This is a genomic window from Curtobacterium sp. 1544, assembly GCF_040544915.1.
Taxonomy (GTDB): Bacteria; Actinomycetota; Actinomycetes; order Actinomycetales; family Microbacteriaceae; genus Curtobacterium; species Curtobacterium pusillum_C.
Map to the genome: position 1 here is coordinate 1 of NZ_JBEPKX010000029.1, position 24,917 is coordinate 24,917.

The following is a 24,917-nucleotide window of genomic DNA, read 5'->3' on the forward strand; positions in this document are numbered from 1 at the left end:
GGCGCCCGCCTTATCTTCCGGGGGGGGGTTGCGGTTTCCCCCCGGGGGCGGGGGGGGGGGGGGCCGCCCGGGGGGGGCCCCCCCCCCCCCGGCGGGGGGGGGGGGGGGCGCCCCCCCCCCGCGCCTCCAGTCCGTCGCGTGGTGACGGAAGACCGCATCCAGTGAGCAGCAATCGTCGGGTCACGTTCCGCGACTCGACGATTCCTGCTCACTCGATCGCTGCGCCGGCGGCGCCGCCGGCGAGCGCGATGCGGCCGCGGCCGGTGAGGGACACCGGGCCGGGGGCCGCGACGACCGCGTCGAACGGGGCCAGCGGGCCGTCGGGGCCGGTGACCGTGCCGTCGAGGACGACCGCGACCCCGTGCACTTCGAGGTCGCCGTCGAGGGACACCACCGTCAGCGACGGCGTGCCCCGGCCCCGACGCACCATGAGGTTCAGGTCGTACCCCGGGGTCGTGACGCCGACCGCGCGGACGGCGGCCTCGCCGGTGAACGGCACCGTGTCGAACTGCTCGAGCACCGTCCGGCCGCCGTCCACGTCGAGTGTCAGCGGGTGCGGCGAGAGCGACAGCAGCACGCGGTCCACGCCCGGGAGCGACGAGAACGGCGCGTCCGAGCCGATCGTCGCGATGCTGAGCCTGGCGTCGAACGGACCTGCGGCCGGCGTGCGCCAGAGCTCGACGGTCTCACCGAGCCCGTTCGCCCACCGGCTGCGGGGCACGTCGGCGAACCGGACGGTGCCCGTCACAGCTCGTCGTCGTCCATGCTCAGGTGCGCGGTTTCCGGCGCCATCAGGATCGACACGACCATCCCGATCGCCAGGATGCCGGCGAGCACGAGGAGCGTCGGCGTGATGCCCCAGGCGCCGAGGGTGAGCGGCAGCAGGAACGTGCCGATCGCCGAGCCGATGCGACTCACGCCGTTGACGAGCCCGACGCCCGCGGCCCGCACGTTCGTCGGGAAGAGCTCCGGCGGGTACACCTGGTCGAGGTTCGAGCTGGCGGACATCACGAACGTGAACACGAGGAACGCCGGCAGCACGATCCAGAGCGGGGCGTGCTCGCCGAACGAGACGATCGCCAGGGCCACGGCCATGATCCCGAACGTCCAGATGATGAGCGGTCGACGTCCGGACTTCGCGACGAGCCACAGACCGACGAGCCCGCCGAGCAGCAGGAAGACGTTGAGGAGCGCCCCGGCCGCGAAGCCGTCGGCGTCCATGCCGAGGCTCAGCAGGATGACCGGCAGGAAGCTGTAGACGGCGAAGTACGGGATGACCTGTGCGTTGTAGAAGACGGACCCGAAGACGGTGTTCCGGAGGTTCTTGCCGCGGAACAGGTCCCGGTAGCGACCGGGTGTCCGCCGTTCGTGGGCGGCGGCGACCGCGTCGACGTCGAGCCCCTCCGGCAGGAACTTCGCGACGATCGCCCGGGCCTCGGCGAGGCGCCCCTTGGTGATGAGCCATCGCGGGGACTCCGGGGTGCCGAGTCGCAGGACCAGCACGGCGGCCGCCGGGATCGCACCGCTCGCGAGCAGCCAGCGCCAGCCGTCGCCCGTGCCGAGCGTGCTCACCCAGGTGCCGATGAAGTACGCGGCCGTGTAGCCCACGGTCCACGCCACCGTCAGCGTCGCGAGCAGGCCACCGCGGAACCGCGCGGGCACGAACTCCGCCACCAGGGTCGGCCCGAGCGCGTAGTCCGCCCCGACGCCGAAGCCGATGAGCAGGCGCAGGACGAACAGCGTCCCGGGGTCGTGCACGAAGAACTGCGCGGCCGAGGCGACCACGATGAGCACGAAGTCGAGCATGTAGACGAGTCGACGACCGAACTTGTCGCCGAGCCAGCCGCAGGTGATGCTGCCGACGAAGATGCCGATGAGGACCGAGCTCGCGATGAGTCCCGACCAGACGTCGCTCACCGGGAAGGCCTGCGGGATGAGCGTCAGCGCGATGCCGATGCTCCCGAGGGCGTACCCGTCCGAGAAGTTCGCGCCGAACGTCAGCGCGGTGATCCGCAGGTGGAACCGGCTCAGGCGCTCCGGCGGGGCCGCGGTCCGGGGGGACGACGCTGTCATGGTGCTCCGATGGTGTGGGGTGGTCATTCGAGCGGGCCGGTGACGGACTCCGCGGCGGCGACGAGGTCGTCGGACGCCAGGAAGGTGCGGAGGGCCTCGATGTCCCGGCCGAACTCGCGGTCGACGGGGGCGGTGGGGACGAGTCGGCGGACGGCCTCCCGCACGGCACGGAGGGCGGGCGAACCGGACACGCCGACCTCGTCTGCGAGCAGGTCCGCCGCCTGCGCCGCCGCGAGCAGTTCGATCGCCAGCACGTACTGCAGGCGGTCCGCGCAACGGTACGCCTGCTGGGCGGCGAGGTGCGCGTTGCTCACCGGGTCCTCCTGGCCGGCCGACGTGGGGATCGACTCGACCGAGGCAGGAGAGACCTCGCCGCGCATCTCGAGCACGAGCGCGGCGGCCGTGTACTGCGGGATCATCAGGCCGTTGTGCAGCCCGGGCCTGGGCGCGAGGAACGGTGGCAACTCGCTGACGGTGCTGTTCACCATCCGGTCCGTCCGGCGTTCGCTGTGGTGGGCGAGCACGGCGGCGGCGGCCTTCACGGCGTCCATGGCGAGTCCGACCGAGGTGCCGTCGAAGTTGCCGGCCATGACCGCGTCGCCGTCCTCCGGGAACAGCAGGGGGTTGTCGCCGACGGACCCGAGGGACTCGTCGACGATCCGGGCGGCGTCGTCGAACGACCGCCGGACGGACCCGTGCAGCTGGGGGAGCGCGCGGAGCAGGTAGGGGTCCTGCACGCGGTGGTCGCGGTGCAGCTCGGCGATCGCGCTCCCGTCGAGCAGTCGGACGAGGTTCCGCGCGGACGCGGCCTGCTCCGGGTACCGGCGGAGCGCGTGCACCCGCGGGTCGAGGGCACGCGTCGTCCCGCGGAGCGACTCGAACGCCAGCGCCCCGATGACGTCGGCCTGGCGGGCCGCTCGCCGGACGTCGTGCGTGACGAGGGCGGCGACCGCGGTGATGCTCATGATGCCGTTGAGGAGCGTCAGCCCCTCCTTCGCCCGGAGCCGCACGGGAGTCAGTCCGCGGCTGCGCAGCGCCTCGGCGCCGCTCACCACGACACCGTCGACGGTCGCTCGTCCGCGGCCGGTGAGCACGAGGGCGATGTGCGCCTCGAGCGCCAGGTAGCCGAGTGAGCCGCGGCCGGGGACGACCGGCGTCACGTGCGCCTCGAGCAGCGCGCGGAGGAGTTCGAGCGTCTCCAGACGGGTGCCGGACCGACCGGCACCGAGGTGCGCGAGCATCACGACGAGGATCGCCCGGACCTGCTCCTCCGGGATCGGCGCGCCGACCGACACCGCGTGCGAGACGATGATGTTCTCCTGCAGCCGCAGGGCGTCCTCGGGTGCGATGGTCTCGGTGTAGTTGTCGCCGAAGCCGGTGGTCACGCCGTACACGACCGTGCGGTCGTCCAGGAAGCGGGTGACGAGGTCGGCGGCGGCGTCGACGCGTCGGGCGTAGGCGTCGGAGAACCGGACGACGGCGCCGTGCCGGGCGACGGCGACGACCTGGTCGACGGTGAGCGGGTCCTCGTCGAGGAGCACGTCCTCGACCAGCGCGCCGCCGCTCATGCAGGCACCGCCGGGTACACCGCGCGGGACTCCCGGACCAGGTGCTCGCCGATCCGGGCGACGTCGGCCGGGTCGGTGAGCCGGTAGCTCGGGACCAGGCAGGACATCGCGGCGACGACCCGGTGGCCGGCGCGCACCGGGGCGGACACCGCGGTCACGTCCCGCTCGGCACCCTCGGCGACGACCACGTACCCGTCCTCGCCGACGTCGTCGAGCAGGACCCGACCGACGGCGGTGTCGGTGAGCGGGATCGTGCGGCCGACCCAGCCGACGTGCCGGATGGACTGGGTGCCCTCGGCGATGGCGAGGTGCATCGCGGTGTCGCCGACGCCGAACACGCTGAGGTAGCAGGACTCGGTCGTGCCCTGGGCGACCCGGCGCATGGCGTCGCGGGTCTGGGCGACGAGCGCCGTGTTCGACAGGGCTGCGGCGCCCAGCTGCACCAGGTGCGGGCCGGCGGTGAACGCACCGTCGTCGTCACGGCGGACGAACTCGCGGTGCTCGAGTGCTCGGAGGAGGCGGAGCGCGGTGCTCGCCGACAGGTCGGCCCGCCGTGCGGCCTCGGTCAGCGAGATGCCGTCCGCGTCGCACACCAGGCCGAGCAGGACGAGGGCGCGGTCGATCGTCCGCATGCCCTGTCCGCCCGTGGATTGCTCGGTCATGGCTGCCACCCTACGGAACCTGGTTTTCATTGAGTAGCAATGCCGTGTTTCGTTCTCGTGAAATCTGCCGGACTGGAGGCGCGGGGCGGGCCCGCACCGTGCCTCCAGTCCGCTGTGTGGTCACGGGAGACCGCGTCGAGTGAGCAGAAGTCGTCGGGTCACGTCTGCCCACTTGACGATTCCTGCTCAGTCGACGGCGGCTGGGGCCGGCGCCGACGTGCCGAGCCGGCGGGCGAGCACGTCCGCGGTGCGACGGACCTCCGCGAGGAGCGACGGCGGCACGCCGCCGTCCGCGGTCGACGCGTACGTCGACCCGATGCTCGCGACCGGCCACCCCGTGGTGTCGAGCACCGCGACCGCGACCGACGACAGCCCCGGGGTCACGGCTCCGTCCTCCGTCGCGTACCCGGCGGCCCGGATCCCCTCGAGCTCGTGCCGGAGCGTCCGCAGGTCGCCGGGGCCGGTCTCGGTCCGTCGGACGAACGCGGTGCCGGGCGGGTACAGGGCTCGGAGCTGCGCGGTCGGGGTCGCGGCGAGCATCGACTTCCCGGTGGCGGTGAGGTGCGCGGGCAGTCGGACCCCGACGTCGGTGACGAGGGCTCCGCGGTGCCGGGCGCGTTCCTCGACGACGTAGACCACCTCGGCGCCGTGCAGCACGCCGAGGTGGGCGCTCTCGCCGGTGCGGTCGACGAGGGTGGCGAGCAGCGGGGCACCGAGCAGGGTGAGCGGCTGCTGCCGGGTGAAGCCGGAGCCCAGCTCGAACGCCGCGATCCCGAGTCCGTACTTGCGCGCCTCGACGAGGTGCAGGACGAACCCGTGCTCGGTGAGCGACGTCAGCAGTTGGTAGACCGTGGACCGCGGCAGGTCGAGTCGGGTGGCGATCGTGCTGGCGGCGAGCGGGCCGCGCTGTGTGGCGAGGAGTCCGAGCACCCGCAGTCCGGCGTCGAGTGCGGGGACCTTCGGCGAGGGGCTGGGCATGGTGCTCCGATGTCGGCGTCGTTTCCTGTCCGGTATCCCGGACACTATCTGGCGTCGTGGGGTCCGCGCACCCGGGCGTCTCATGTCAGATGGAGGAACGCCGACGGGCATGACCCGACGGATGCCGACGGACCGGCGCCCGGCCGGGCGGCGAGACCAGCGACGAAGGAGCCACCGTGACCGAGACAGCAGCAGACCACGCCGTGACCACCCCGGCCGGATCGGGCCCCCGGACGGTCCGCGCCGCTCGCGGGACGACCCTCTCCGCCAAGAGCTGGCAGACCGAGGCACCGCTGCGGATGCTCATGAACAACCTCGACCCCGAGGTCGCCGAGCGCCCCGAGGACCTCGTCGTCTACGGCGGCACCGGCAAGGCGGCGCGGAACTGGCAGGCGTTCGACGCGATCGTGCACGCGCTCCGCGACCTCGAGTCCGACGAGACCCTCCTCGTGCAGTCCGGCAAGCCCGTCGGGGTGTTCCGCACGCACGAGTGGGCGCCCCGCGTGCTCATCGCGAACTCGAACCTCGTCGGGGACTGGGCGACCTGGCCGGAGTTCCGCAAGCTCGAGGCCGAGGGGCTGACGATGTACGGCCAGATGACCGCCGGTTCGTGGATCTACATCGGCACCCAGGGCATCCTGCAGGGCACCTACGAGACCTTCGCCGCCGTCGCCGAGAAGCGGTTCGGGGGCACGCTCGCAGGGACGATCACGCTCACCGGCGGCTGCGGCGGCATGGGCGGCGCGCAGCCGCTCGCCGTCACGCTCAACGGTGGCGCCGCGATCGTCGTCGACGTCGACCGCGCCCGGCTCCAGCGTCGCGTGGACCACCGGTACCTCGACGAGCTGGCGGACGACCTCGACGACGCGGTCGCCCGGGTCACCGCCGCGAAGGCCGAGCGGCGTGCGCTCAGCGTCGGGCTGGTCGGCAACGCCGCCACGGTGTTCCCCGAGCTGCTGCGCCGCGGCGTCCCGATCGACGTCGTCACGGACCAGACGAGCGCGCACGACCCGCTGAGCTACCTGCCGGAGGGCTACGGCGTCGACGAGTGGGCGGCCCGAGCCGAGTCCGACCCGGAGACGTTCACCGCCGACTCCCGCCGGGCGATGGCGAAGCAGGTCGAGGCGATGGTCGGCTTCCAGGACGCCGGCGCCGAGGTCTTCGACTACGGCAACTCGATCCGCCGCGAGGCCGAGCTCGGCGGTTACGACCGCGCGTTCGCGTTCCCGGGCTTCGTGCCAGCGTACATCCGTCCGCTCTTCGCCGAGGGCAAGGGACCGTTCCGCTGGGCAGCACTGTCCGGCGACCCGGCCGACATCGCCGCCACCGACCGGGCGATCCTCGAGCTGTTCCCCGAGGACGAGAAACTCCGTCGGTGGATCACCGCCGCGGGCGAGAAGATCCAGTACGAGGGCCTGCCCGCCCGCATCTGCTGGCTCGGGTACCAGGAGCGACACCTGGCGGGCCTGAAGTTCAACGAGATGGTCGCGTCCGGCGAGCTCAGCGCGCCGATCGCCATCGGCCGCGACCACCTCGACTCCGGTTCGGTCGCGTCCCCTTACCGCGAGACCGAGGCGATGGCCGACGGCTCCGACGCGATCGCGGACTGGCCGCTCCTGAACGCCCTGCTCAACACGGCGTCGGGTGCGACGTGGGTGTCGATCCACCACGGCGGCGGTGTCGGCATCGGCCGGTCCATCCACGCCGGGCAGGTCATCGTCGCCGACGGCACGGACCTCGCCTCCGAGAAGATCGCCCGCGTGCTCGTGAACGACCCCGGCACCGGCGTCATGCGGCACGTCGACGCGGGCTACCAGCGCGCCGAGGAGGTCGCCCGCGAGCGCGGTCTGCGCGTGCCGATGTGGGAGGTCTGAGCGTGACGGACTCCGGCGCAACGGTCCTGCCCGGACTCGCGGAGATCGCCGAGGTCGGTCGCGACCACGTCCGCGGCGGGTACACGCGGCACCTGCTCGACGACGCCGAACGCACCCTGCGCGACTGGTTCGTCGAGCGCGCGACCCGACTCGGCCTCGACGTCGAGGTCGACCGCAACGGCAACACCTGGGCCTGGTGGGGCGCGGCCGGACCCGACGCCTTCGTCACCGGATCCCACCTCGACTCCGTGCCCGGCGGCGGCGCGTTCGACGGCCCGCTCGGCGTCGTGTCGGCCCTCGACGCGGTCGCCCGCCTGCAGGCCGAGGGACACCGTCCCTCGCGCCCGACCGCGATCGCCGTCTTCGCCGAGGAAGAGGGCTCGCGCTTCGGCGTCGCCTGCCTCGGCTCGCGCCTGCTGAGCGGCGCCATCAGCCCGGAGCGCGCGCTCGCGTTGACGGACGCGGACGGCACCAGCCTGGAGGCAGTGCTCGCCTCAGCGGGCATCGACCCGTCCGGCGTCGGTCCCGATCCGGATCGGCTGTCCGGCATCGGCACGTTCGTCGAGCTGCACGTGGAGCAGGGACGTGGGTTGGTCGACCTCGGTGCGCCGGTCGCCTTGGCGTCGAGCATCCTCGGGCACGGCCGCTGGCGGTTCCGGTTCACCGGGCAGGGCAACCATGCCGGGGCGACGCTGATGGCCGACCGGCGCGATCCGATGGTCGCCGCGGCCGCCGTCATCGCCGGGATCCCGTCGCTCGCCCGGCAGCACGGCGACGCGCGTGCGACCGTCGGTCGGCTCCGCTCGGTGCCGGGTGGGACGAACGTGATCGCGTCGGCGGTCGAGTTCTGGCTCGACGCCCGCGCCGGTGACGACACCGTCACGCAGACCCTGGTCGCCGAGATCAACGCCGCGGCCCGAGCGGCGGCCACCGCGAACGGCTGCGACGTCGAGGTCACCGAGGAGTCCTGGTCGGCCCGGGTCGACTTCCCGGACGGACCGCGCACGGCGATCGACCGGGTGCTCGTCGGTGCCGGCGGTCCCGCGGTCCCCGTGCTGCCGACCGGCGCCGGGCACGACGCCGGCGTGCTGTCCGCGCACGTCCCCTCGGCGATGATGTTCGTCCGCAACCCGACCGGGGTGTCGCACGCGCCCGAGGAGTGGTCCGACGCCGACGACTGCGCCGCCGGCGTGGACGCGCTCACCCGGGTGATGCGGGAGCTGACGTGACCGCCGCGGTGCGTCCGGTGCACTGCGCGACGGCGTTGGTCGACGGCGTGGCGGTGGACGACGTTCGTCTCGGGGTCGGGCCGGACGGGCGGATCACCGCCGTCGACCCCGGCGTCCCCGCGGCACCGGGCGACCTCCGGCTCGGCACCGTGCTCGCCGGGTCGGGGAACGCCCACTCGCACGCCTTCCACCGGGTGCTGCGCGGCCGGACCCACGGCGACGGCGGCGACTTCTGGCAGTGGCGCACGGCGATGTACCGCGCTGCCGGAGCCCTCGACCCGGACTCGTACCGTGCGCTCGCGGTCGGGGTCTTCGGGGAGATGCTCGCCGCCGGGTGGACCGCCGTGGGGGAGTTCCACTACGTGCACCACCGACCCGACGGCACCCCCTACGACGACCCGAACGCGATCGGGCTCGCGCTGGCCGACGCCGCCCGCGACGTCGGGATCCGCCTCACGCTCCTCGACACCTGCTACCTGACCGGTGTGCCCGGCGAACCGCTCGCCCCCGAGCAGCGACGCTTCGGCGACGGCACCGCGGTCGCGTGGCTCGACCGCTGGCACGCCCTCCGGGAGACCGTCGGCGACGATCCCCTCGTGACGGTCGGTGCGGCGGTGCACTCTGTACGGGCGGTGCGTCCCGACGACGTCGCCGTGATCGCCGGCGCACTGCCGGACGACGTCCCGCTGCACGTGCACCTGTCCGAGCAGCCGGCCGAGAACGCCCAGAGCCTCGCGGCCTGGGGTGCCCGGCCGACGCGGGTGCTCGCGGACGCCGGTGCACTCTCCCCGCGCCTGAGCGTCGTCCACGCCACGCACCTCGACGACGACGAGATCGCGCTCCTTGGGTCCGCCGGGGTCACCGCGGTCATCTGCCCGACCACCGAGGCCGACCTCGGCGACGGGATCGGTCCGGCCCGGCGCCTCGCCGACGCTGGCGCCGTGATCGCGCTCGGGTCCGACCAGAACGCCGTGGTCGACCCGTTCCTGGAGGTCCGCGGGCTCGAGGCCGGGGAACGCCTGGCCGCACGGCGGCGCGGCGTCTTCAGCCCCGCCGAGCTCGACGCAGCTCGGAGCACGGCCGGCTACCGGTCGCTCGGCCAGCGCGGCGGCATCGCCGTGGGTGCCTGGTGCGACCTCGTCGAGGTCGACCCGGCGAGCGTCCGGACGACGGGTTCGGCGGTGCCGCAGCTCGTGCTCACCGCGACCGCCTCGGACGTCCGGCGCGTGGTCGTCGGCGGGACCGTGCGCGCCGTCGACGGCAGACTGGCGGACGACCGCGCACCCGCGGACCTGCTGACGGCATGGACGGAGGACCACCGGTGACCAGCGAGCTCATCACCGACATCGGCGAAATGCGGACGCTCGACCCGACGCTCGCCGACGGAGCAGGCGACGCCGCGGCGGCCGCCGTCACCCGGCACGACCAGGCGCTCGTCGTCGAGGACGGCCGGGTGGCGTGGATCGGTGCGCGATCGGACGCCCCGGACGCCGACGTCCGCACGAGCGTGGGTGGGCGCACGGTCCTGCCCGGCTGGGTCGACCCGCACACGCACCTCGTGTTCGCCGGCGACCGCTCCACCGAGTTCGTCGACCGGATGGCCGGCCGGCCGTACGCCGCGGGCGGCATCATGACCACCGTCCGTGCCACCCGCGCGGCCTCGGAGTCCGACCTGCTCGCGGGTGCGCGTGCGAGCGTCGACGGTGCCGCGGCGCAGGGCACGACGACCATCGAGGCGAAGACCGGGTACGGCCTCGACGTCGTGACCGAGGAGCGGCTCGCCCGGATCGCGGCCCGGGTGGCGGACGTCGTGACCTACCTCGGCGCGCACGTCGTCCCGGAGGGGACCGACCGCGACGCCTACCTCGACCTCGTCACCGGACCGATGCTCGACGCGGCCGCCCCGCACGCGCAGTTCGTCGACGTGTTCTGCGAAGCGGGAGCGTTCACCCCGGACGAGTCCCGCCGGGTGCTGCTCGCCGGACGCCGGGCGGGCCTGGGGCTCCGGGTGCACGGCAACCAGCTCGGCGAGAGCGGCGGCGTCGCCCTCGCCGTGGAGCTCGGCGCCGCGAGCGTCGACCACTGCAACCACCTGTCCGACGCCGACGTCGACGCCCTCGCGGGGTCGTCGACGATCGCGACGCTGCTGCCGGCGTGCGACCTGTCGACCCGGGCGCCGTTCGCCCCCGCCCGGCGGCTCGTCGACGCCGGCGTCCGGATCGCCCTGGCGTCGAACTGCAACCCGGGGACCTCGTTCACGTCGTCGATGCAGTTCCAGGTGGCCACGGCCGTCCTGCAGCAGCACTTGATGCTCGAGGAAGCCCTCGCCGCCGCCACCCTCGGCGGCGCCGCAGCCCTCGGGCTCGACCACGGGGACGACGCCGTCGGCAGCCTGCGCATCGGGGGACCGGCCGACCTGCAGGTCCTCGACGCCCCGACCGCCGCGCACATCGCCTACCGCCCGGGCATGCCGCTGACGGTCGCGACCTGGCGCCGTGGTGTCCGGGTGCCGGCGCCGGTCAGCCCCGTGCGATCCGGGTCCGGCCGGTGAGGCCTCGACGAGCCCGCTTCCACCACGCACGCCACGGCAACGAGGTCGCGAGCGCCAGGCCGATCACCACGCTGCCGAACCATCCGACGACGGCTCCGGGGATCGGCACGAGCAGGCTCGTCCACAGCAGCACCGCGAGGATCCCGAGCACGTACGCGGCGCCGGCCTTGAGGTAGCGGAGCCGCTTCAGCCCTGCTGCCTCGTCCAGCCGCGAGGTCAACCGGGCCAGGAAGACCGCCCCGACCCCGATGGCGGCGACCGCGACCGCCGCCTGCTCGAGCGCGCCGAGCCCGTCGCCACCGAAGAGACCAGCGCCGAGGACCCCGGAACCGGACAGGCTGTACACCCCGTCGAGGATCTCGAACAGCATGAACACGACGAGCCCCCGTTCGAAGACCACCGTCGACGCGTAGGCGTGGATCCGCCAGGCGCCGCCCGTCCCCACCGACGCCGTGTCCGACGACGTCAGGCCGCCGAGTGCCCACGCCGCCACCCGCTTCGACAGCAGGTACGCGCCGATGCCCGCGACCCCGCCGAGCACCACCGGCAGGAGCCTCCCGGGGGCCCACCCGGCGTCGACCCCCACCAGCACCGCGGTGAGCACCACCCCGGTGCCGGCGGTGACCAGCGACCAGACGCGAGGGCGCGCGACCCGGGCGAGCCGTGCCTCCAGACGGCCCAGCCAGGACCTGCGCGACGCGCGGTCCGTGTTGAACAGGTACTCCGCGAAGACCAACCAGATGAAGGCGGCGCCGAAGGCGGCGAGGGCCGGCCGGACCTCGGCGAGGTGGGCCGAGAAGGAACCCGGCGCGAAGACCGCCTCGCCCACCGAGCTCGCCGGGTCGGTGGCGTCCCCGACCGCCACGGCGGCCGGTGGGAGCAGCAGGCGCATCGCCAGGACGCCCGCGACGATGCCGAGTGACAGGAACAGCCGTCGTGCGGGGGAGTGCAGGCGGCCGGCGATGCCGGCCATCGGCACGGACGAGTCCGCGGCCATCGCGATCTCGAGGAGCGCGAGCGCCACGAAGGCGAGTGCCGCGGCCGGCCCGAGCACGAACCAGGCGACGGCGGCCGCCGCGACGGTGAGCAGGAGCGGGACGGTCAGGAGCGATCTCGTGGCCATCACCCCATCCAGCACCGTCGGCCTGGGTGGGCAGTGGAGCGCTCCTGGGCATCGGCCTGGAGGCACGGGTCGGTTCCCGCAGAACGGGTGACGGCCCGTCCCCACTTGCGGGGACGGGCCGTCGGGTCACGCGGGCAGGCGGTCGCCTCAGTCGTGGAACGTCTCGATCGAGGCGCCGAGGGAGTTGAGGCGCTCCTGGAGCTGCTCGTACCCGCGGGCGATGATGCCCACGTTGCGCAAGACGCTCTCGCCCTTCGCGGCGAGCATCGCCAGCAGGATGACCACCGCGGGACGGAGCGCCGGCGGGCAGCTGACCTCGGCACCGGAGAAGTGCGTCGGGCCGGTGACGTCGAGGCGGTGCGGGTCGCGCAGGGTGACGCTCGCGCCGAGTCGGGTCAGGTCGAGCAGGTGGATCGCCCGGCCCTCGTAGACCCAGTCGTGCACGAGTGTGGTGCCCTCGGCCATCGCTGCGATGACGACGAAGAACGGCAGGTTGTCGATGTTCAGGCCCGGGAACGGCATCGCGTGGATCTTGTCGATCGGGGCGTGCAGCTCGGACGGGTGCACCGTGATGTCGACCAGGCGGGTGCGGCCGTTCGCGGCGGCGTACTCGTCGGAGACGTCGAAGCGCAGGCCCATCTCGGCCAGGGTCGCGAGCTCGATCTCGAGGAACTCGATCGGCGCGCGGGTCACGGTGAGCGTCGACGCCGTGACGATCCCGGCGGTCAGCAGGCTCATGGCCTCGACCGGGTCCTCGCTCGGCCAGTAGTCCACGACCTCGTCGATGCGGCTCTTGCCCGTGATGCGGAGCGTCGTCGTGCCGATGCCCTCGACCTGTACCCCGAGGAGCTCGAGGAAGAAGCAGAGGTCCTGCACCATGTAGTTGGGGCTGGCGTTGCGGATCACGGTCTCGCCGTCGCGGGCGGCCGCGGCCAGGATCGCGTTCTCGGTGACCGTGTCACCGCGTTCGGTGAGGACGACGGACTTCGCCGGGACGTCCTGGTTCGCCACGCCGACCTCGTACCAGCCGGAGGTCGCCTCGACGTCGACACCGAAGGGCCGCAGCGCGATGAGGTGCGGCTCGACCGTGCGGGTGCCGAGGTCGCAGCCACCGGCGTAGGGGAGCCGGAAGGACTCGTACCGGCCGCTCAACGGTCCGAGGAACATCAGGACGCTGCGGGTGCGACGGGCGGCGTCGGCGTCGATCGCGTCGAGCCGCAGGTCCGACGGGGCGACGATCTCGAGGGTCTCGCCGTCCTCCGACCACGTGACGCTCGCGCCGAGGCTGCGGAGCACGTCGATGATCCGGTCGACCTCGACGATCCGGGCAACCTTGTGCAGGCGGGTGACGCCGCGGTTGAGCAGCGAGGCGCAGAGGAGTGCGACGGCGGCGTTCTTGCTCGAGTTCACGGCGATCGAGCCGCTGAGCTTCCGGCCGCCCTGCACGCGCAGGTGGGCACGCTGCGGGGCGCCGCCGATCGAGACGATCTGCTGGTCGAGGGCATCGCTGATGCGGGTGAGCATCTCGAGGGAGAGGTTCTGCCCGCCCTGCTCGATGCGGTTGATCGCGCTCTGGCTGGTGCCGACGCGTTCGGCGAGCTGCGCCTGGGTCATGCTGCGGCCCTTGCGTGCGCCGCGGATGAGGGCGCCGACCTCGCGGAGGGGTGCGGCGGTGGTGACTGCCGTGGCGGTCGGCGTGACGACGGTGGTGGTGTCGGACATGGCGCCAACGTAACACGGTCATGAGATAAAGACGGGGGTACAACGCCCAGATTTCTCAGGGTTGGGGCGGGAATACACCATCGGTGAGAGTTCCGGCGGGTTGCGGCGGGGGCCGGGTCGGTGGTCGTTGCGCGTGCATCGTGCGACAAGACGGTCGTCGTACGACAGCCGCGGTGTCGCTTCTTGCGTGCGCAACGGTTGCGCGTGCATCGTGCGACAAGACGGTCGTCGTGCGACAAGCGCGGTGTCGCTTCTTGCGCGCGCATGCGCCGGACTGAGGGGCGTGTGGCGGCGAGCGGCGGGCCAGCGGTCGTTGCGCGTGCAACGTGCGACAAGGAGGTCGTCGTGCGACAGCCGCGGTGTCGCTCCTTGCGCGCGCAACACTTCGGTGCGACCGACGCCCCGCCGCGACCGGCACTAACGGCACCGCAGCGCGCGCCGATAGTCCTCAGTGCAGGCCCACGGACGGGCCGCATCCCGCCCCACGGACGGCGGCGGGACGATCGAGAACCAGGACGGGCCATGATCGTCGTCACACGACTGAACGGCAGCGGATTCGCTGTCAACCCCGATCTCGTGGAGCGCATCCAGGAGACGCCGGACACGACGCTCATCATGGTCGACGGTGCCAAGTACATCGTCCGCGAGTCCTTGGCCGACGTCATCGACCTCATCGCCGCGTACCGCGCCCGCATCGTCGGGATGGCCTACGGCACCGACCTGCCGACCACCCGGAACGCGACGGGCCCCCAGCCGACGCTCGCCGCGGTCGCGCCCCTCCGCACGCAGGACGGGGGTCGTTGACGTGGACATCGCAACGATCATCGGCATCCTCGTCGCGTTCGGCGCACTGTTCGGCATGGTCGAGATGGAGCACGTCGAGCTCGCGGGGCTGTTCCTGCCGGCGCCGATGCTCCTCGTGTTCGGCGCCACGATCGGCTGCGGCATCGCGAGCACGACGCTCAAGGACGCGATCTCGAGCTTCAAGGCGGTGCCGAAGGCGTTCACCGGCAAGGTCACCCCGCCGCAGGCCGTCATCGACGACGTGGTGGGGCTCGCCGAGACGGCCCGTGCGAACGGTCTGCTCGCGCTCGAGCAGGAGGCCGACAAGCACGACGACCCGTTCATGAAGAAGGCCCTGCAGAACATCGCGGACGGCACCGACGGCGACGAGCTGCGGATCCTGCTCGAGGACGAGATCGAGTCGAACGCCGCCCCGGTGCGGAGCGCGAGCGCGTTCTTCATGGGCCTCGGCGGGTTCGCCCCGACGGTCGGCATCATCGGGACGGTCGTCTCGCTCACCCACGTCCTCGCGAACCTCGGCAAGCCGGACGAGCTCGGCCCGCTCATCGCCAGTGCCTTCGTCGCAACGCTCTGGGGCCTGCTCACCGCGAACTTCCTCTGGCTGCCGATCGGCGGCAAGCTCCGGAAGCTCGCGCAGCTCGAGGCCGACCGGCAGACGCTCCTGATGGAGGGGCTCCTCGCCGTCCAGGCGGGCAGCCAGCCGCGCCTGCTCGGGGAGCGGCTCACCGCGATGGTCCCGCCGGCCGCCCGTGGTGGGGATGCCAAGGCGAAGGGTGCCAAGAACAAGGGCAAGGGCAGCGACGCCGACCTCGACGACCAGCAGCTGGCGGCCTGACGATGAGCGCGAACCCCAGAGGGCGCGGCCGCGGTCGCTCGAAGAAGTCCCACGACGAGGCAGAACACCCCGACGAGCGCTGGATGGCGTCCTACATGGACATGATCACGGTGCTGATGTGCATGTTCCTCGTGCTCTTCGCCATGTCGACGGTCGACCAGCAGAAGTACATCGCCCTGAAGAACTCGCTCGCGACCGGCTTCGGCGAGGTCAAGTCGCAGAAGGTCGACACGGCGTCCGGCACGGTCGTGACGAAGGACGAGGTCAAGGACGGCTCCGGCTACTCCGTGGACAAGTCCCAGGCCGACCACTCCACGGCGTCGTCCGGCACGAAGGACACCAACGTCGACCCGGCCTCCACCGTGGTCCCGACGACCGCGACGAAGGCCGACGTGGCCGCGGCGCAGAAGGAGCTCGACGACCTCAAGGCCATCGAGGCGGCGATCAAGTCGAACCTGGACAAGGCGGGGCAGACCTCGAACGTGCAGTTCACCGTCGACGCCCGAGGCCTGACCGTCCGGCTCGTCGGCAGCGAGACGTACTTCACGACGAACAGCGCCGACCTGTCCGACCAGGCGAAGCGGGTCATGGACGCCATCGCGCCGGTGCTGAGGACGAGCAGCCACGACGTCAGCGTCGAGGGGCACGCCGACCAGCGGAACTCGACCGCCCCGTACGCGACGAACTGGGAGCTCAGCGCGGCACGGGCGACCGGGGTGCTGCGGGACCTCGTCGAACGCGGTGGGATTCCGGCGGACCACATCCAGAGCGTCGGGTTCGGGTCGAGCCGGCCGCTCGCGAAGGGCGGCACGGATGCGGACCTCACGCTGAACCGCCGGGTCGACATCGTGGTGCTGTCGAACCAGGACCAGGACGTCAGCGCCCTGATGCCCGCACTGGCGAAGGCGCAGGACGGAGCACGACAGGGCTGACACGCACGACACGACCACCGCCCCAGAAGAGGGGGCAGCACTGACGGGTGCTCCACAGCGGACCGATAGACGCACCCGTGACCGAGACCCTGCCAGCGCCCGAGGTGTACGACTTCGCGCGCCCGTCGACGCTCGCCCGCGAGCACGCCCGGGTCCTCGAGCTCGCCTTCGAGACGTTCGCCCGCCAGTGGGGCACGCAGCTGACCGCCAAGGTCCGTGCCGTCAGCCAGGTGACCTGCGAGCAGGTCCAGATGACGACGTACGACGAGTACGCCGCATCCCTCCCCGCCCTCACCGGCATGGTCCTGCTCCCGATCGCCGACGTCACCCCGAAGGGCGTGCTGCAGGTCCCGCTCGACGCCGCCCTCACGTGGGTGTCGCACGCGCTCGGCGCCTCCAAGCCGCTCCCGACGCCGGACCGCACCTTCACGCCCATCGAGCAGGCGCTCGTCCGCAAGATCGTCGAGGACGCCCTCGACGACCTCCGCTACTCGTTCGGCGGGCTGCTCGCGCACGACGTCACGGCGGGCGGGTTCCAGTTCAACTCGCAGTTCGCCCAGGCCGCCCAGAAGGGCGACCTGATGATCGTCGCGTCCTTCACGATCCGCGTGGGGGAGCGGGTCGCTCCCGGCACGCTCGCGTTGCCGGCCGAGGCCGTCCTGCCACAGCTCGGCGAGGCCGCCGCGCACGTCACGCCCGCCGACGCGCGAGCCCTCGTCGACGCGCAACTCGCGAGCGTCCCCGTCGGCGTCAGCCTGCGCTTCGCCCCCGCGACGGTGCTGCCCTCGCAGGTCCTGCGCCTCGCGGTCGGCGACGTCCTGCCGTTGCCGCACCCGCAGCACCGCCCCCTCACCATCGCGGTCGACGGCGAACCCGTCGGCACCGCCGCGGTCGGCGCGAACGGCTCGCGCCTCGCCGGCATCGTCGTCACCACCACATCGGAGCTCCCCGCATGACCGTCACGACCACCCTCCACACGCAGGCGGCCGAGGCCCTCGCCGCGCAGCTCCCGACGGCCGTCCCGTTGACGGTCGTGGCCCAGCCTGGAGGCGCGACCCCCGTCGCCCTCGAAGCGGCCGGTGACGCCGTGGTCGCCTCGTTCGTCGGCGGCCTGTCGGCCGACCTGGTCCTCGTGCTCACGGACCTCGAGACCGTCACCGCCGCTGGTGGCACCGAGCACGGCATCGTCGACGTCACCGACGTGCTGCGCCCCTCGCTCGAGGCGGCTGCGGGAGTCCTCGGCGTCGGCGTCCTCGGCGACGCCCGGCGCGAGTCGGCCTCGGCGCTCCTGGCCGATCCCGACACGGTGGTGTTCGAGCTCACGGCCGGTGGGACGCCCGGCGGGTGGTTCGCCCTGCGCGTCCGCGAGAACGGCACGGTGTCCCAGGCCGCGTCCGCCCCGGCGACGATGCTGCCCGCCGGGAACCTCGGCCGCATCAACAACGTCGAGATGACCCTCACGGTCGAGATCGGCCGCACCCGGATGTCCGTCCGCGACGTGCTCGGCATGGAGCCGGGCGCCGTCGTCGAGCTCGACCGCAGCGCCGGTGCCCCCGCCGACGTCCTGCTCAACGGCCGACTCATCGCCCACGGCGAGGTCGTCGTGGTCGACCAGGACTACGCCGTCCGCATCACGAAGATCCTCGACGTCGCCGAGAGCGTCTGAGCCGCCGACCGTGGACACGCTCGTCATCACCCTCCGCGTCGCGCTCTCGCTCGGCGTCGTGCTCGCCCTCATGTGGGTGCTGCACCGACGCATGGCGAAGAGCGGCTTCGGCGCGGGCAAGACCAAGGGCCGTCGCTCGGCCTCGGTCGAGGTCGTCGCCCGCCAGGGCATCGGCGGCAAGGCGAGCGTCGTCGTGGTCGACGTCGAGGGGGAGCGCCTCGTGCTCGGGGTCTCCGAGCAGGGCGTCAACCTCCTCACCAGCGGGCAGGCGCCGGCACCCGAGCTGACCACCGTGACGGGTCCCGTCCAGCTGCCCGTGCGTCCGACCCCGTCGGCCGACGCGTTCCGTCAGGAACTGGCCGCGCAGACGGCAGTCGAGCCGCGCCTCCAGGCCGACGCGGCGGAGCCGCTCCCGATGCGTCCCCGGAACCGCGACCGGCGTACCGTCCCGACGTCCGCGCAGCTGCAGGGCTCCATCCTGTCGGCCGACACCTGGCGGCAGGCCGCCGCGGCGCTCCGGAACCGGCGGGCCGGGTGACCGCGGCGCGGACCGGACGTCTGATCGCCCTCCTGCTGCTGGGGGTGACGGTCGTGGCCGGCTTCCTCATGCTCACCGCGACCGGTGCCCACGCCGCGGGCGTCGTCCAGCCGACCGCTCCCGCCACCCCGACCGCGCCGTCCACCGGTGACTTCAGCGTCAGCGTGAACGGCCCGGACGGCACGCCCTCGTCGGCCGTCGTGACGCTCATCGGGATCACGCTGCTCAGCGTCGCCCCCGCCCTGATGCTCATGATGACGTCGTTCACGAAGATCTTCGTGGTGCTCGCGATGACGCGGAACGCCCTCGCACTGCAGTCGATCCCGCCGAACCAGGTGCTCGCCGGCCTCGCGCTGTTCCTGTCGCTGTTCGTCATGGCACCGGTCCTCGGGCACATCAACGACGACGCGCTGCAGCCGTACCTGGCCGGGCACCTCGACTTCAACCAGGCCGTCGAGATCGGCACGAAGCCGCTCCGCACCTTCATGCTGCACCAGACCCGCGAGGAGGACGTCGCGCTCATCACCCGCGCGGCCGGTCAGGACAACCCGAAGTCGATGGCCGACGTGCCGATGACGACCGTGATCCCCGCGTTCGTGATCTCCGAGCTGCGGAGCGCGTTCATCATCGGGTTCGTCATCTTCATCCCGTTCCTCGTTATCGACCTCGTCGTCTCGGCGGCGCTGATGTCGATGGGCATGATGATGCTCCCGCCGGTCATGATCTCGCTGCCCTTCAAGATCCTGCTGTTCGTCCTGGTCGACGGCTGGGGCCTCATCATCAAGTCGCTCATCGAGAGCTACCACGTCGTCTAGGACGACGGGACAGGGAACGACATGAACCAGCAGGCCGTCATCGACCTCACGCTGCAGGCGCTCCTGGTGTCGGCGAAGCTCGCCGCGCCCGTCCTCGTGACGTCGCTCGTCGTGGGCTTCGCGATCTCGCTGTTCCAGTCGGTCACGCAGATCCAGGAGGTCACGCTCTCGTTCGTCCCGAAGGCCGTCGCCGTCGCCATCGCCCTGGTGGTGTGCGGCAACTGGATGATCTCGGAGATGGTGGCGTTCACCCACGTCGCCTTCGACATGATCCCGAAGCTCCTCGGGACGGCCTGATGGAACTCGTGATCAACGGCGACCGCCTCGAGGCGACGATGCTCGCGGGCGTCCGCCTCGTCGCGTTCTTCGTCATCGCGCCGCCGTTCTCGTACCGGGCGTTCCCCGCGACCGTGAAGGTGATCCTCGGGCTCGGCCTGGCGATCGGTGTCGCGCCCCGCGTCGCCGAGGGGTACGCGTCGCTCGACACCGGGCCGTTCCTGCTCGCGCTCCTCACGCAGCTCGTCGTCGGGCTCTCCCTGGGGTTCCTCGTGTTCCTGGTCTTCGCGGCCGTGCAGTCCGCCGGCGCCCTCATCGACCTGTTCGGCGGGTTCACCCTGGCGCAGGCGTACGACCCGCAGTCGCAGGTCAACGGCGCGCAGTTCACCCGCCTGTTCCAGATGGCGTCGCTCGCGCTCCTGTTCGCGTCCGGCGGGTACCAGCTCATCGTCGCGGGGCTCGTGCGGTCGTTCGACGCGGTGCCGCTCACGGGGACGTTCGAGCTGGGCGGGCTCGCCTCCGTGCTCGTCACCGCGCTGTCGCAGATGTTCCTGTCGTCGCTGCAGATCGCCGGACCGCTCGTCGTCGTGCTCTTCCTCGCCGACGTCGGCCTCGGGCTGCTCACCCGCGTCGCCCCGGCGCTCAACGCCTTCCAGATGGGCTTCCCGATCAAGATCGGGCTGACCGTCGTCTTCGCCGGCGCCCTCTTCATGGCACTGCCGTCCGTCGTGTCGTCCCTCACCGGCGACGCGGTGGCCGCGATCACGGGACGGGGGTGACCTGGTGTCCGACAGCGGAGAACGCTCCGAACAGGCGACGCAGAAGCGGATGCGCGAGGTCCACCAGAAGGGCCAGATCGGCCGGTCGCAGGACCTCGGCGCGTGGATCGGCGTCGCGGCCGCGGCGCTCATGATGCCCGCGGCCATCGGCAACGCCGCAGCAGCGGGCTCCGACCAGCTCCGAGCAGTCCAGCGGGTCATCGCCGACCCCTCGATCGGCACCATGAACGGTGTCCTCCACGATGCCCTCGGGTCGATCGCCGGCACGCTCGGCCCGATGCTCGGGGTGGTGCTCGTCGCCGTGACGGCAGCCGCGGTCGCGCAGGGCGGCGTGCACTTCCGGAAGCTGACGCCGCAGCCCGAGCACTTCGACCCGATCGCCGGCATCAAGCGGGTGTTCGGCACGCAGGCGCTCTGGAACGGGGCGAAGGCGCTGCTGAAGACCGCCGTCGTGGGCCTCGTCCTCTGGTTCGCCGTGCAGGCGCTCGTCCCCGTGCTGATGACGAGCGGCTCGTTGCCGCTCTCCGCCGTGCTCGACGCCGCTGCGGGCGGTGCCGGGACGCTGCTCCGTGCCGCGATCGCCGCCGGCCTGATCCTCGCCGCCCTCGACGTCTTCGTGGTGATCCGCCGGAACCGGAAGCGCACCATGATGACCAAGCGCGAGGTCAAGGACGAGAACAAGCACAGCGAGGGCGACCCGCTCGTGAAGTCGCAGCGGCGGTCCCGGCAGCTCGCGATGAGCCGCAACCGGATGGTGCAGGCGATCGGCACCGCGGACGTCGTCATGACGAACCCGACCCACTACGCCGTCGCGCTCAAGTACGAGCCGGGCAAGTCCGCGCCGAAGGTCGTCGCGAAGGGTGCCGGTCCCGTCGCCGACGTCATCCGCGCGAAGGCCGAGGAGGCCCGCGTCCCGATCGTCCGCGACGTCCCGCTGACCCGTGCCCTGCACGCCTCGTGCGAGCTCGGGCAGGAGGTCCCCGTCGACCTCTACACGCCGGTCGCCCGGGTGCTGTCGTTCGTGATGGCGCTCAAGGCCCGCGGGGCGGCGGCCGGGTCGCACTCGCCGCCGCGACCGACCACCCCGGACGAGGTCGCCACGGTCCTCGACCCCGCCACGCTCACCGGGGACCTCCGGCCACGCAGACTCCGCAAGAACAGCCCACTCGAAGAGGTACCCGCATGAACCGCAAGGACCTGCCGAAGCTCGTCGTCCCGGTCTTCATCGTCGGCATCATCCTGCTGTTGATCCTGCCGGTGCCGTCGTTCCTGCTCGACTTCCTGATCATCTGCAACATCCTGCTGGCGCTGGTGATCCTGCTCACGACGCTGTTCGTGAAGAAGCCGCTCGACTTCTCGGTGTTCCCGTCGCTGCTGCTCGTCGCCACGCTGTTCCGACTCGGGCTCAACGTCGCGTCGACCCGGCTCGTGCTCGGCGAGGGCTTCGCCGGTGACGTCATCCAGGCGTTCGGCCACGTCGCCGTCTCCGGGTCGATCATCATCGGCGCGGTGATCTTCCTCATCCTCGTCGTCATCCAGTTCGTCGTCGTGACGAAGGGTGCCGAGCGCGTCGCCGAGGTCGGGGCCCGCTTCACCCTCGACGCCATGCCGGGCAAGCAGATGGCCATCGACGCCGACCTGAACGCCGGGCTCATCACCGACGCGCAGGCGAAGGAACGCCGGGCCGCCGTGTCCGCCGAGGCTGACTTCTACGGTGCGATGGACGGCGCCTCGAAGTTCGTGAAGGGCGACGCGATCGCCGGCATCCTCATCATCGTCATCAACCTCGTCGGCGGCATCGCGATCGGCATGCTGCAGAACGGCCTCTCGGTCACGGACGCGCTGTCGAAGTACGGCATCCTGACCATCGGCGACGGGCTCGTCACGCAGATCCCGGCGCTGCTCATGGCCGTCTCGACGGGCATGATCGTGACCCGCTCCGGCGCCGAGACCGAGATCGGGTCGTCCGCGACGACCCAGCTCACGCAGTCCCGGAACGCCCTCGCGATCGCCGGCGTCGCCGCCATCGCCATGGGGTTCATCCCGGGCATGCCGATCGTCCCGTTCCTGCTGATCGGCGCCACGCTGCTGTTCATCGCCTGGCGGCTCGGGCAGCAGACGAAGCGCGCCGAGCAGGACGCGGCGGCGCAGCAGGCGCTCGAGGCCGCCGCACCGAGCGCGGACACCCCCGAGGACCTCATCGAGCAGATGCGCGTGCACGCCCTCGAGATCCTGCTCGCCCCCGACCTCGTCGACATGGTGTCCGGGGCCTCCGACGACCTGCTCGGCCGTGTCCGTGCGCTCCGTCGGAAGATCGCCGTGGACTTGGGCGTCGTCGTGCCGCCGGTCCGCACCCGGGACAGCATCGAGCTCCCGCCGTCGACGTACGCCATCCGGATCGCGGGCGTCGAGGCCGGTCGCGGCACCGCACCGTCGCGCAGCGTCCTGGCGCTCGGCGACCACCTCGACGGGCTGCCCGGGGAGACGACCGTCGAGCCGGTGTTCGGCCTCGCCGGCAAGTGGGTGCCCGCCGAGCTCCGGCACGCCGCCGAGATGACCGGCGCCACCGTGATCGACCGCGTCTCGGTGCTCGTCACCCACCTGCAGGCGATCATCGGCGACAACGCCGCCCGGCTGCTCACCCGCGAGGACGTCAAGGTCCTCACCGAGGGCGTCAAGCAGGTCAACCCCGCGGCCGTCGAGGAGCTCGTGCCGGGCATGCTCTCGCTCGCCGAACTCCAGCGCGTCCTGCAGGGGCTGCTCGCCGAGCGCGTGCCGATCAACGACCTCGGCCGAATCTGCGAGGCGCTCACGCTCCGCGCGAAGGTCTCCACCGACCCCGAGGGGCTCGTCGAGGCCGCCCGTGCCGCACTCGGCCCCGCGCTGCCCGCCCGCTACCTCGACGCCGGCACGCTCCGGGTGATCATGATCGACCCGCTGCTCGAGCAGTCGATGCTCGAGGGGCTCCGTCCGTCGGAGCAGGGCACCCAGATCGTGCTCGACGCGCACCGCATCGAGCAGGTCCTCGGCTCGCTCCGCGACGCCGTCCGTTCCGTCGAGGACCAGGGGATCTCCGCCGTCCTCGTCTGCGCCCCGCAGCTCCGCCCGGCCGTGCACCGGATGGTGTCCGCGCAGTCGAACGGCCTGCCGGTGCTCTCCTACCAGGAGGCCACCGCCGCGGGCTCCACCATCGAGACCGTGGGAGTCGTCCGTGCCGCCGACCCGATTGCAGCGTAACGGCGCGACGCTCGACGAGGTCCGCGACGCCGTCCGGGCCGAGTTCGGCGCTGGTGCCCGGATCGTCGCCGCCGAGCGCGTCACCACGCCGGGCATCGGCGGGCTCTTCCGCAGGGCGCACGTCGAGGCCACCGTCGAGGTCCCCGCGCCCGACGAGGTCCCCACCGCCCGCGTCGCCATCGCCGACGGCCCCGCCACGCGGGTCGGCATCGCGGCGCTGCTCGCCGACGCCGAGGAAGCCGAGGCCCGGATCGCCGGCGGTGACGGCACCGCGTCGACGCGGGCCGACGCGTTCGCGTCGGTGCTGGACGGCTTCGTCGCGGACGGGATCACGGGGAGCGCCCCGCGCCCGGCGCCGGCACTGCCGGAGGTGCCGGAACCCGCTCAGGGTGGGTCGCGCCTCCAGGCCGTCGACGCGTTGATCGCGGATCCCGTCGTCGTCCGGCCTGGAGGCACGGCTCGGCCCGTGCCCGCCGCCGTGCGTTCCGCAGACGGGGACCTGGTGCTCCTGGTCGGCCGACCCAACGACGTCGACGCGGCCGCCGGCATCTTCGCGACCCGCTACGCGCTCCGCCCGACCGACGCGTCGGACCGGCGGAGCGGGATCCTCGCGCGGGCCGAGGGGGTCCGCGACGGCCACGCGCTGCTCGGGGTCGCCGCGTGGGACGACGCCCAGACCGTGGACGGCCTCGGCCCCGACCAGGTGTGGGTCGTCGTGGACGTCGGGCGGAAGCCGGAGGACTCGAGCGCGATGCTCACCGCGGTCGCGGGACGGGTGCACGTCGCCGGGGTCGTGGCGATCGGCGCGGGGGAGACCGCCACGCCGGAGTCGGTCCACCTGCTGGGGGTGCCCGTCCTGTCGCTAGGCTGAGCGGGTGCTGGTACTCACGCGGAAGGTCGGCGAGCGGATCCTCGTCGGTGACGACATCGTCATCACGGTGCTCGACAGCCGCGGGGACGGCGTCCGCATCGGCATCGACGCACCGCGTGGTGTGAAGATCCAGCGCGAAGAGGTCGTGCGTGCGGTCACCGAGGCGAACGAGTCGGCCTCGGCGACGGCGGCGGACGACGACGCCGAGGCGCGGTTGCGTCGTGCGCTGGGGGACCTCGGCGGTACCGAGGCCTGACGCTGGCTGCGGGGCTTGGCGTCGCGCGGCCCGCGTCCCGCGGGAGGTCGGATCGCGCCCCGATACGAACACTGCGCCCCGTTCCTTCGGGGCGCGGTGTTCGTCCGGGGGCGCGGTCCCGTGCTCGG

At 72.5% G+C, this 24,917-nt stretch carries 24 protein-coding genes; 17 read left to right on the top strand and 7 right to left on the bottom strand.

Annotated features, from left to right (window positions below; all coding sequences use genetic code 11):
* Window positions 1-208: 208 nt before the first annotated feature.
* From ABIC61_RS14790 to ABIC61_RS14810, 5 genes are all read right to left on the bottom strand, one after another.
* A complete protein-coding gene (locus ABIC61_RS14790; protein ID WP_354030535.1) occupies window positions 209-748 on the bottom strand; it encodes a HutD/Ves family protein in 540 nt (179 codons plus the stop codon).
* A complete protein-coding gene (locus tag ABIC61_RS14795) occupies window positions 745-2,073 on the bottom strand; it encodes an MFS transporter (RefSeq protein ID WP_354030536.1) in 1,329 nt (442 codons plus the stop codon). The genes ABIC61_RS14790 and ABIC61_RS14795 overlap by 4 nt, the downstream gene beginning before the upstream one ends.
* Before the next feature lie 23 nt (window positions 2,074-2,096).
* Window positions 2,097-3,641: an HAL/PAL/TAL family ammonia-lyase gene (locus ABIC61_RS14800; RefSeq protein ID WP_354030537.1), complete on the bottom strand. Its 1,545-nt coding sequence runs from the start codon at window positions 3,639-3,641 to the stop codon at window positions 2,097-2,099.
* On the bottom strand, window positions 3,638-4,303 hold the full coding sequence (locus tag ABIC61_RS14805; protein ID WP_144750015.1) for an IclR family transcriptional regulator: 666 nt from the start codon (window positions 4,301-4,303) through the stop codon (window positions 3,638-3,640). Before ABIC61_RS14805 ends, ABIC61_RS14800 begins: the two co-directional genes overlap by 4 nt.
* Before the next feature lie 186 nt (window positions 4,304-4,489).
* Window positions 4,490-5,281 carry an IclR family transcriptional regulator gene (locus tag ABIC61_RS14810; protein ID WP_354030538.1) on the bottom strand — a complete coding sequence of 264 codons (792 nt, stop codon included), beginning with the start codon at window positions 5,279-5,281 and terminating at the stop codon, window positions 4,490-4,492.
* Window positions 5,282-5,457: 176 nt separating this feature from the next.
* Here ABIC61_RS14810 and hutU point away from each other — a divergent pair, with 176 nt between their 5' ends.
* Genes hutU through hutI form a run of 4 tightly spaced genes read left to right on the top strand, consistent with a single transcriptional unit; the run spans window position 5,458 to window position 10,935 of the window.
* Window positions 5,458-7,155 (top strand): urocanate hydratase, encoded by a 1,698-nt coding sequence (gene hutU, locus ABIC61_RS14815; protein ID WP_354030539.1) that lies wholly within the window; start codon window positions 5,458-5,460, stop codon window positions 7,153-7,155.
* Between the two features lie 2 nt (window positions 7,156-7,157).
* Window positions 7,158-8,384 (top strand): allantoate amidohydrolase, encoded by a 1,227-nt coding sequence (locus tag ABIC61_RS14820; protein WP_354030540.1) that lies wholly within the window; start codon window positions 7,158-7,160, stop codon window positions 8,382-8,384.
* Window positions 8,381-9,709 (top strand): formimidoylglutamate deiminase, encoded by a 1,329-nt coding sequence (locus tag ABIC61_RS14825; protein WP_354030541.1) that lies wholly within the window; start codon window positions 8,381-8,383, stop codon window positions 9,707-9,709. Before ABIC61_RS14820 ends, ABIC61_RS14825 begins: the two co-directional genes overlap by 4 nt.
* A gap of 29 nt (window positions 9,710-9,738) precedes the next feature.
* Window positions 9,739-10,935, top strand: coding sequence for an imidazolonepropionase (gene hutI, locus ABIC61_RS14830; protein WP_354030571.1), 1,197 nt, complete (start codon window positions 9,739-9,741; stop codon window positions 10,933-10,935).
* Here hutI and ABIC61_RS14835 read toward each other — a convergent pair.
* The gene (locus ABIC61_RS14835) at window positions 10,904-12,058 is read right to left on the bottom strand and encodes a DUF475 domain-containing protein (RefSeq protein WP_354030542.1); all 1,155 of its coding nucleotides are present in this window, start codon (window positions 12,056-12,058) and stop codon (window positions 10,904-10,906) included. The two genes, hutI and ABIC61_RS14835, sit on opposite strands and share 32 nt — an antisense overlap.
* 147 nt (window positions 12,059-12,205) lie before the next feature.
* Complete coding sequence (locus ABIC61_RS14840; protein WP_186321875.1) at window positions 12,206-13,780, bottom strand: helix-turn-helix domain-containing protein; 1,575 nt, start codon at window positions 13,778-13,780, stop codon at window positions 12,206-12,208.
* A gap of 522 nt (window positions 13,781-14,302) precedes the next feature.
* Here ABIC61_RS14840 and ABIC61_RS14845 point away from each other — a divergent pair.
* The 13 genes from ABIC61_RS14845 (at window position 14,303) to csrA (ending at window position 24,789) form a co-directional block, all read left to right on the top strand.
* On the top strand, window positions 14,303-14,584 hold the full coding sequence (locus ABIC61_RS14845; protein ID WP_354030543.1) for a flagellar FlbD family protein: 282 nt from the start codon (window positions 14,303-14,305) through the stop codon (window positions 14,582-14,584).
* Window position 14,585: 1 nt separating this feature from the next.
* A complete protein-coding gene (locus ABIC61_RS14850; RefSeq protein WP_354030544.1) occupies window positions 14,586-15,419 on the top strand; it encodes a motility protein A in 834 nt (277 codons plus the stop codon).
* Between the two features lie 2 nt (window positions 15,420-15,421).
* Entirely contained in the window at window positions 15,422-16,351 is a 930-nt protein-coding gene (locus ABIC61_RS14855) for an OmpA/MotB family protein (RefSeq protein ID WP_354030545.1), read from the top strand.
* A gap of 77 nt (window positions 16,352-16,428) precedes the next feature.
* Window positions 16,429-17,307, top strand: coding sequence for a flagellar motor switch protein FliM (locus tag ABIC61_RS14860; protein WP_144750003.1), 879 nt, complete (start codon window positions 16,429-16,431; stop codon window positions 17,305-17,307).
* On the top strand, window positions 17,304-18,017 hold the full coding sequence (fliN, locus tag ABIC61_RS14865) for a flagellar motor switch protein FliN (RefSeq protein ID WP_354030546.1): 714 nt from the start codon (window positions 17,304-17,306) through the stop codon (window positions 18,015-18,017). Before ABIC61_RS14860 ends, fliN begins: the two co-directional genes overlap by 4 nt.
* A gap of 10 nt (window positions 18,018-18,027) precedes the next feature.
* The gene (locus ABIC61_RS14870; RefSeq protein ID WP_354030547.1) at window positions 18,028-18,555 is read left to right on the top strand and encodes a FliO/MopB family protein; all 528 of its coding nucleotides are present in this window, start codon (window positions 18,028-18,030) and stop codon (window positions 18,553-18,555) included.
* Window positions 18,552-19,370, top strand: a complete 819-nt coding sequence (gene fliP / locus ABIC61_RS14875) for a flagellar type III secretion system pore protein FliP (protein ID WP_144749997.1) — start codon at window positions 18,552-18,554, stop codon at window positions 19,368-19,370. The genes ABIC61_RS14870 and fliP overlap by 4 nt, the downstream gene beginning before the upstream one ends.
* Window positions 19,371-19,391: 21 nt before the next feature.
* Window positions 19,392-19,667 (top strand): flagellar biosynthesis protein FliQ, encoded by a 276-nt coding sequence (gene fliQ / locus ABIC61_RS14880; RefSeq protein ID WP_144749995.1) that lies wholly within the window; start codon window positions 19,392-19,394, stop codon window positions 19,665-19,667.
* Window positions 19,667-20,425: a flagellar biosynthetic protein FliR gene (locus ABIC61_RS14885; protein ID WP_144749993.1), complete on the top strand. Its 759-nt coding sequence runs from the start codon at window positions 19,667-19,669 to the stop codon at window positions 20,423-20,425. Before fliQ ends, ABIC61_RS14885 begins: the two co-directional genes overlap by 1 nt.
* Before the next feature lie 4 nt (window positions 20,426-20,429).
* On the top strand, window positions 20,430-21,611 hold the full coding sequence (locus tag ABIC61_RS14890) for an EscU/YscU/HrcU family type III secretion system export apparatus switch protein (RefSeq protein WP_354030548.1): 1,182 nt from the start codon (window positions 20,430-20,432) through the stop codon (window positions 21,609-21,611).
* Window positions 21,608-23,662, top strand: coding sequence for a flagellar biosynthesis protein FlhA (locus ABIC61_RS14895; RefSeq protein ID WP_354030549.1), 2,055 nt, complete (start codon window positions 21,608-21,610; stop codon window positions 23,660-23,662). Before ABIC61_RS14890 ends, ABIC61_RS14895 begins: the two co-directional genes overlap by 4 nt.
* On the top strand, window positions 23,637-24,533 hold the full coding sequence (locus tag ABIC61_RS14900; RefSeq protein ID WP_354030550.1) for a hypothetical protein: 897 nt from the start codon (window positions 23,637-23,639) through the stop codon (window positions 24,531-24,533). Before ABIC61_RS14895 ends, ABIC61_RS14900 begins: the two co-directional genes overlap by 26 nt.
* A gap of 4 nt (window positions 24,534-24,537) precedes the next feature.
* Complete coding sequence (gene csrA / locus ABIC61_RS14905) at window positions 24,538-24,789, top strand: carbon storage regulator CsrA (protein ID WP_144749986.1); 252 nt, start codon at window positions 24,538-24,540, stop codon at window positions 24,787-24,789.
* Window positions 24,790-24,917 lie beyond the last annotated feature (128 nt).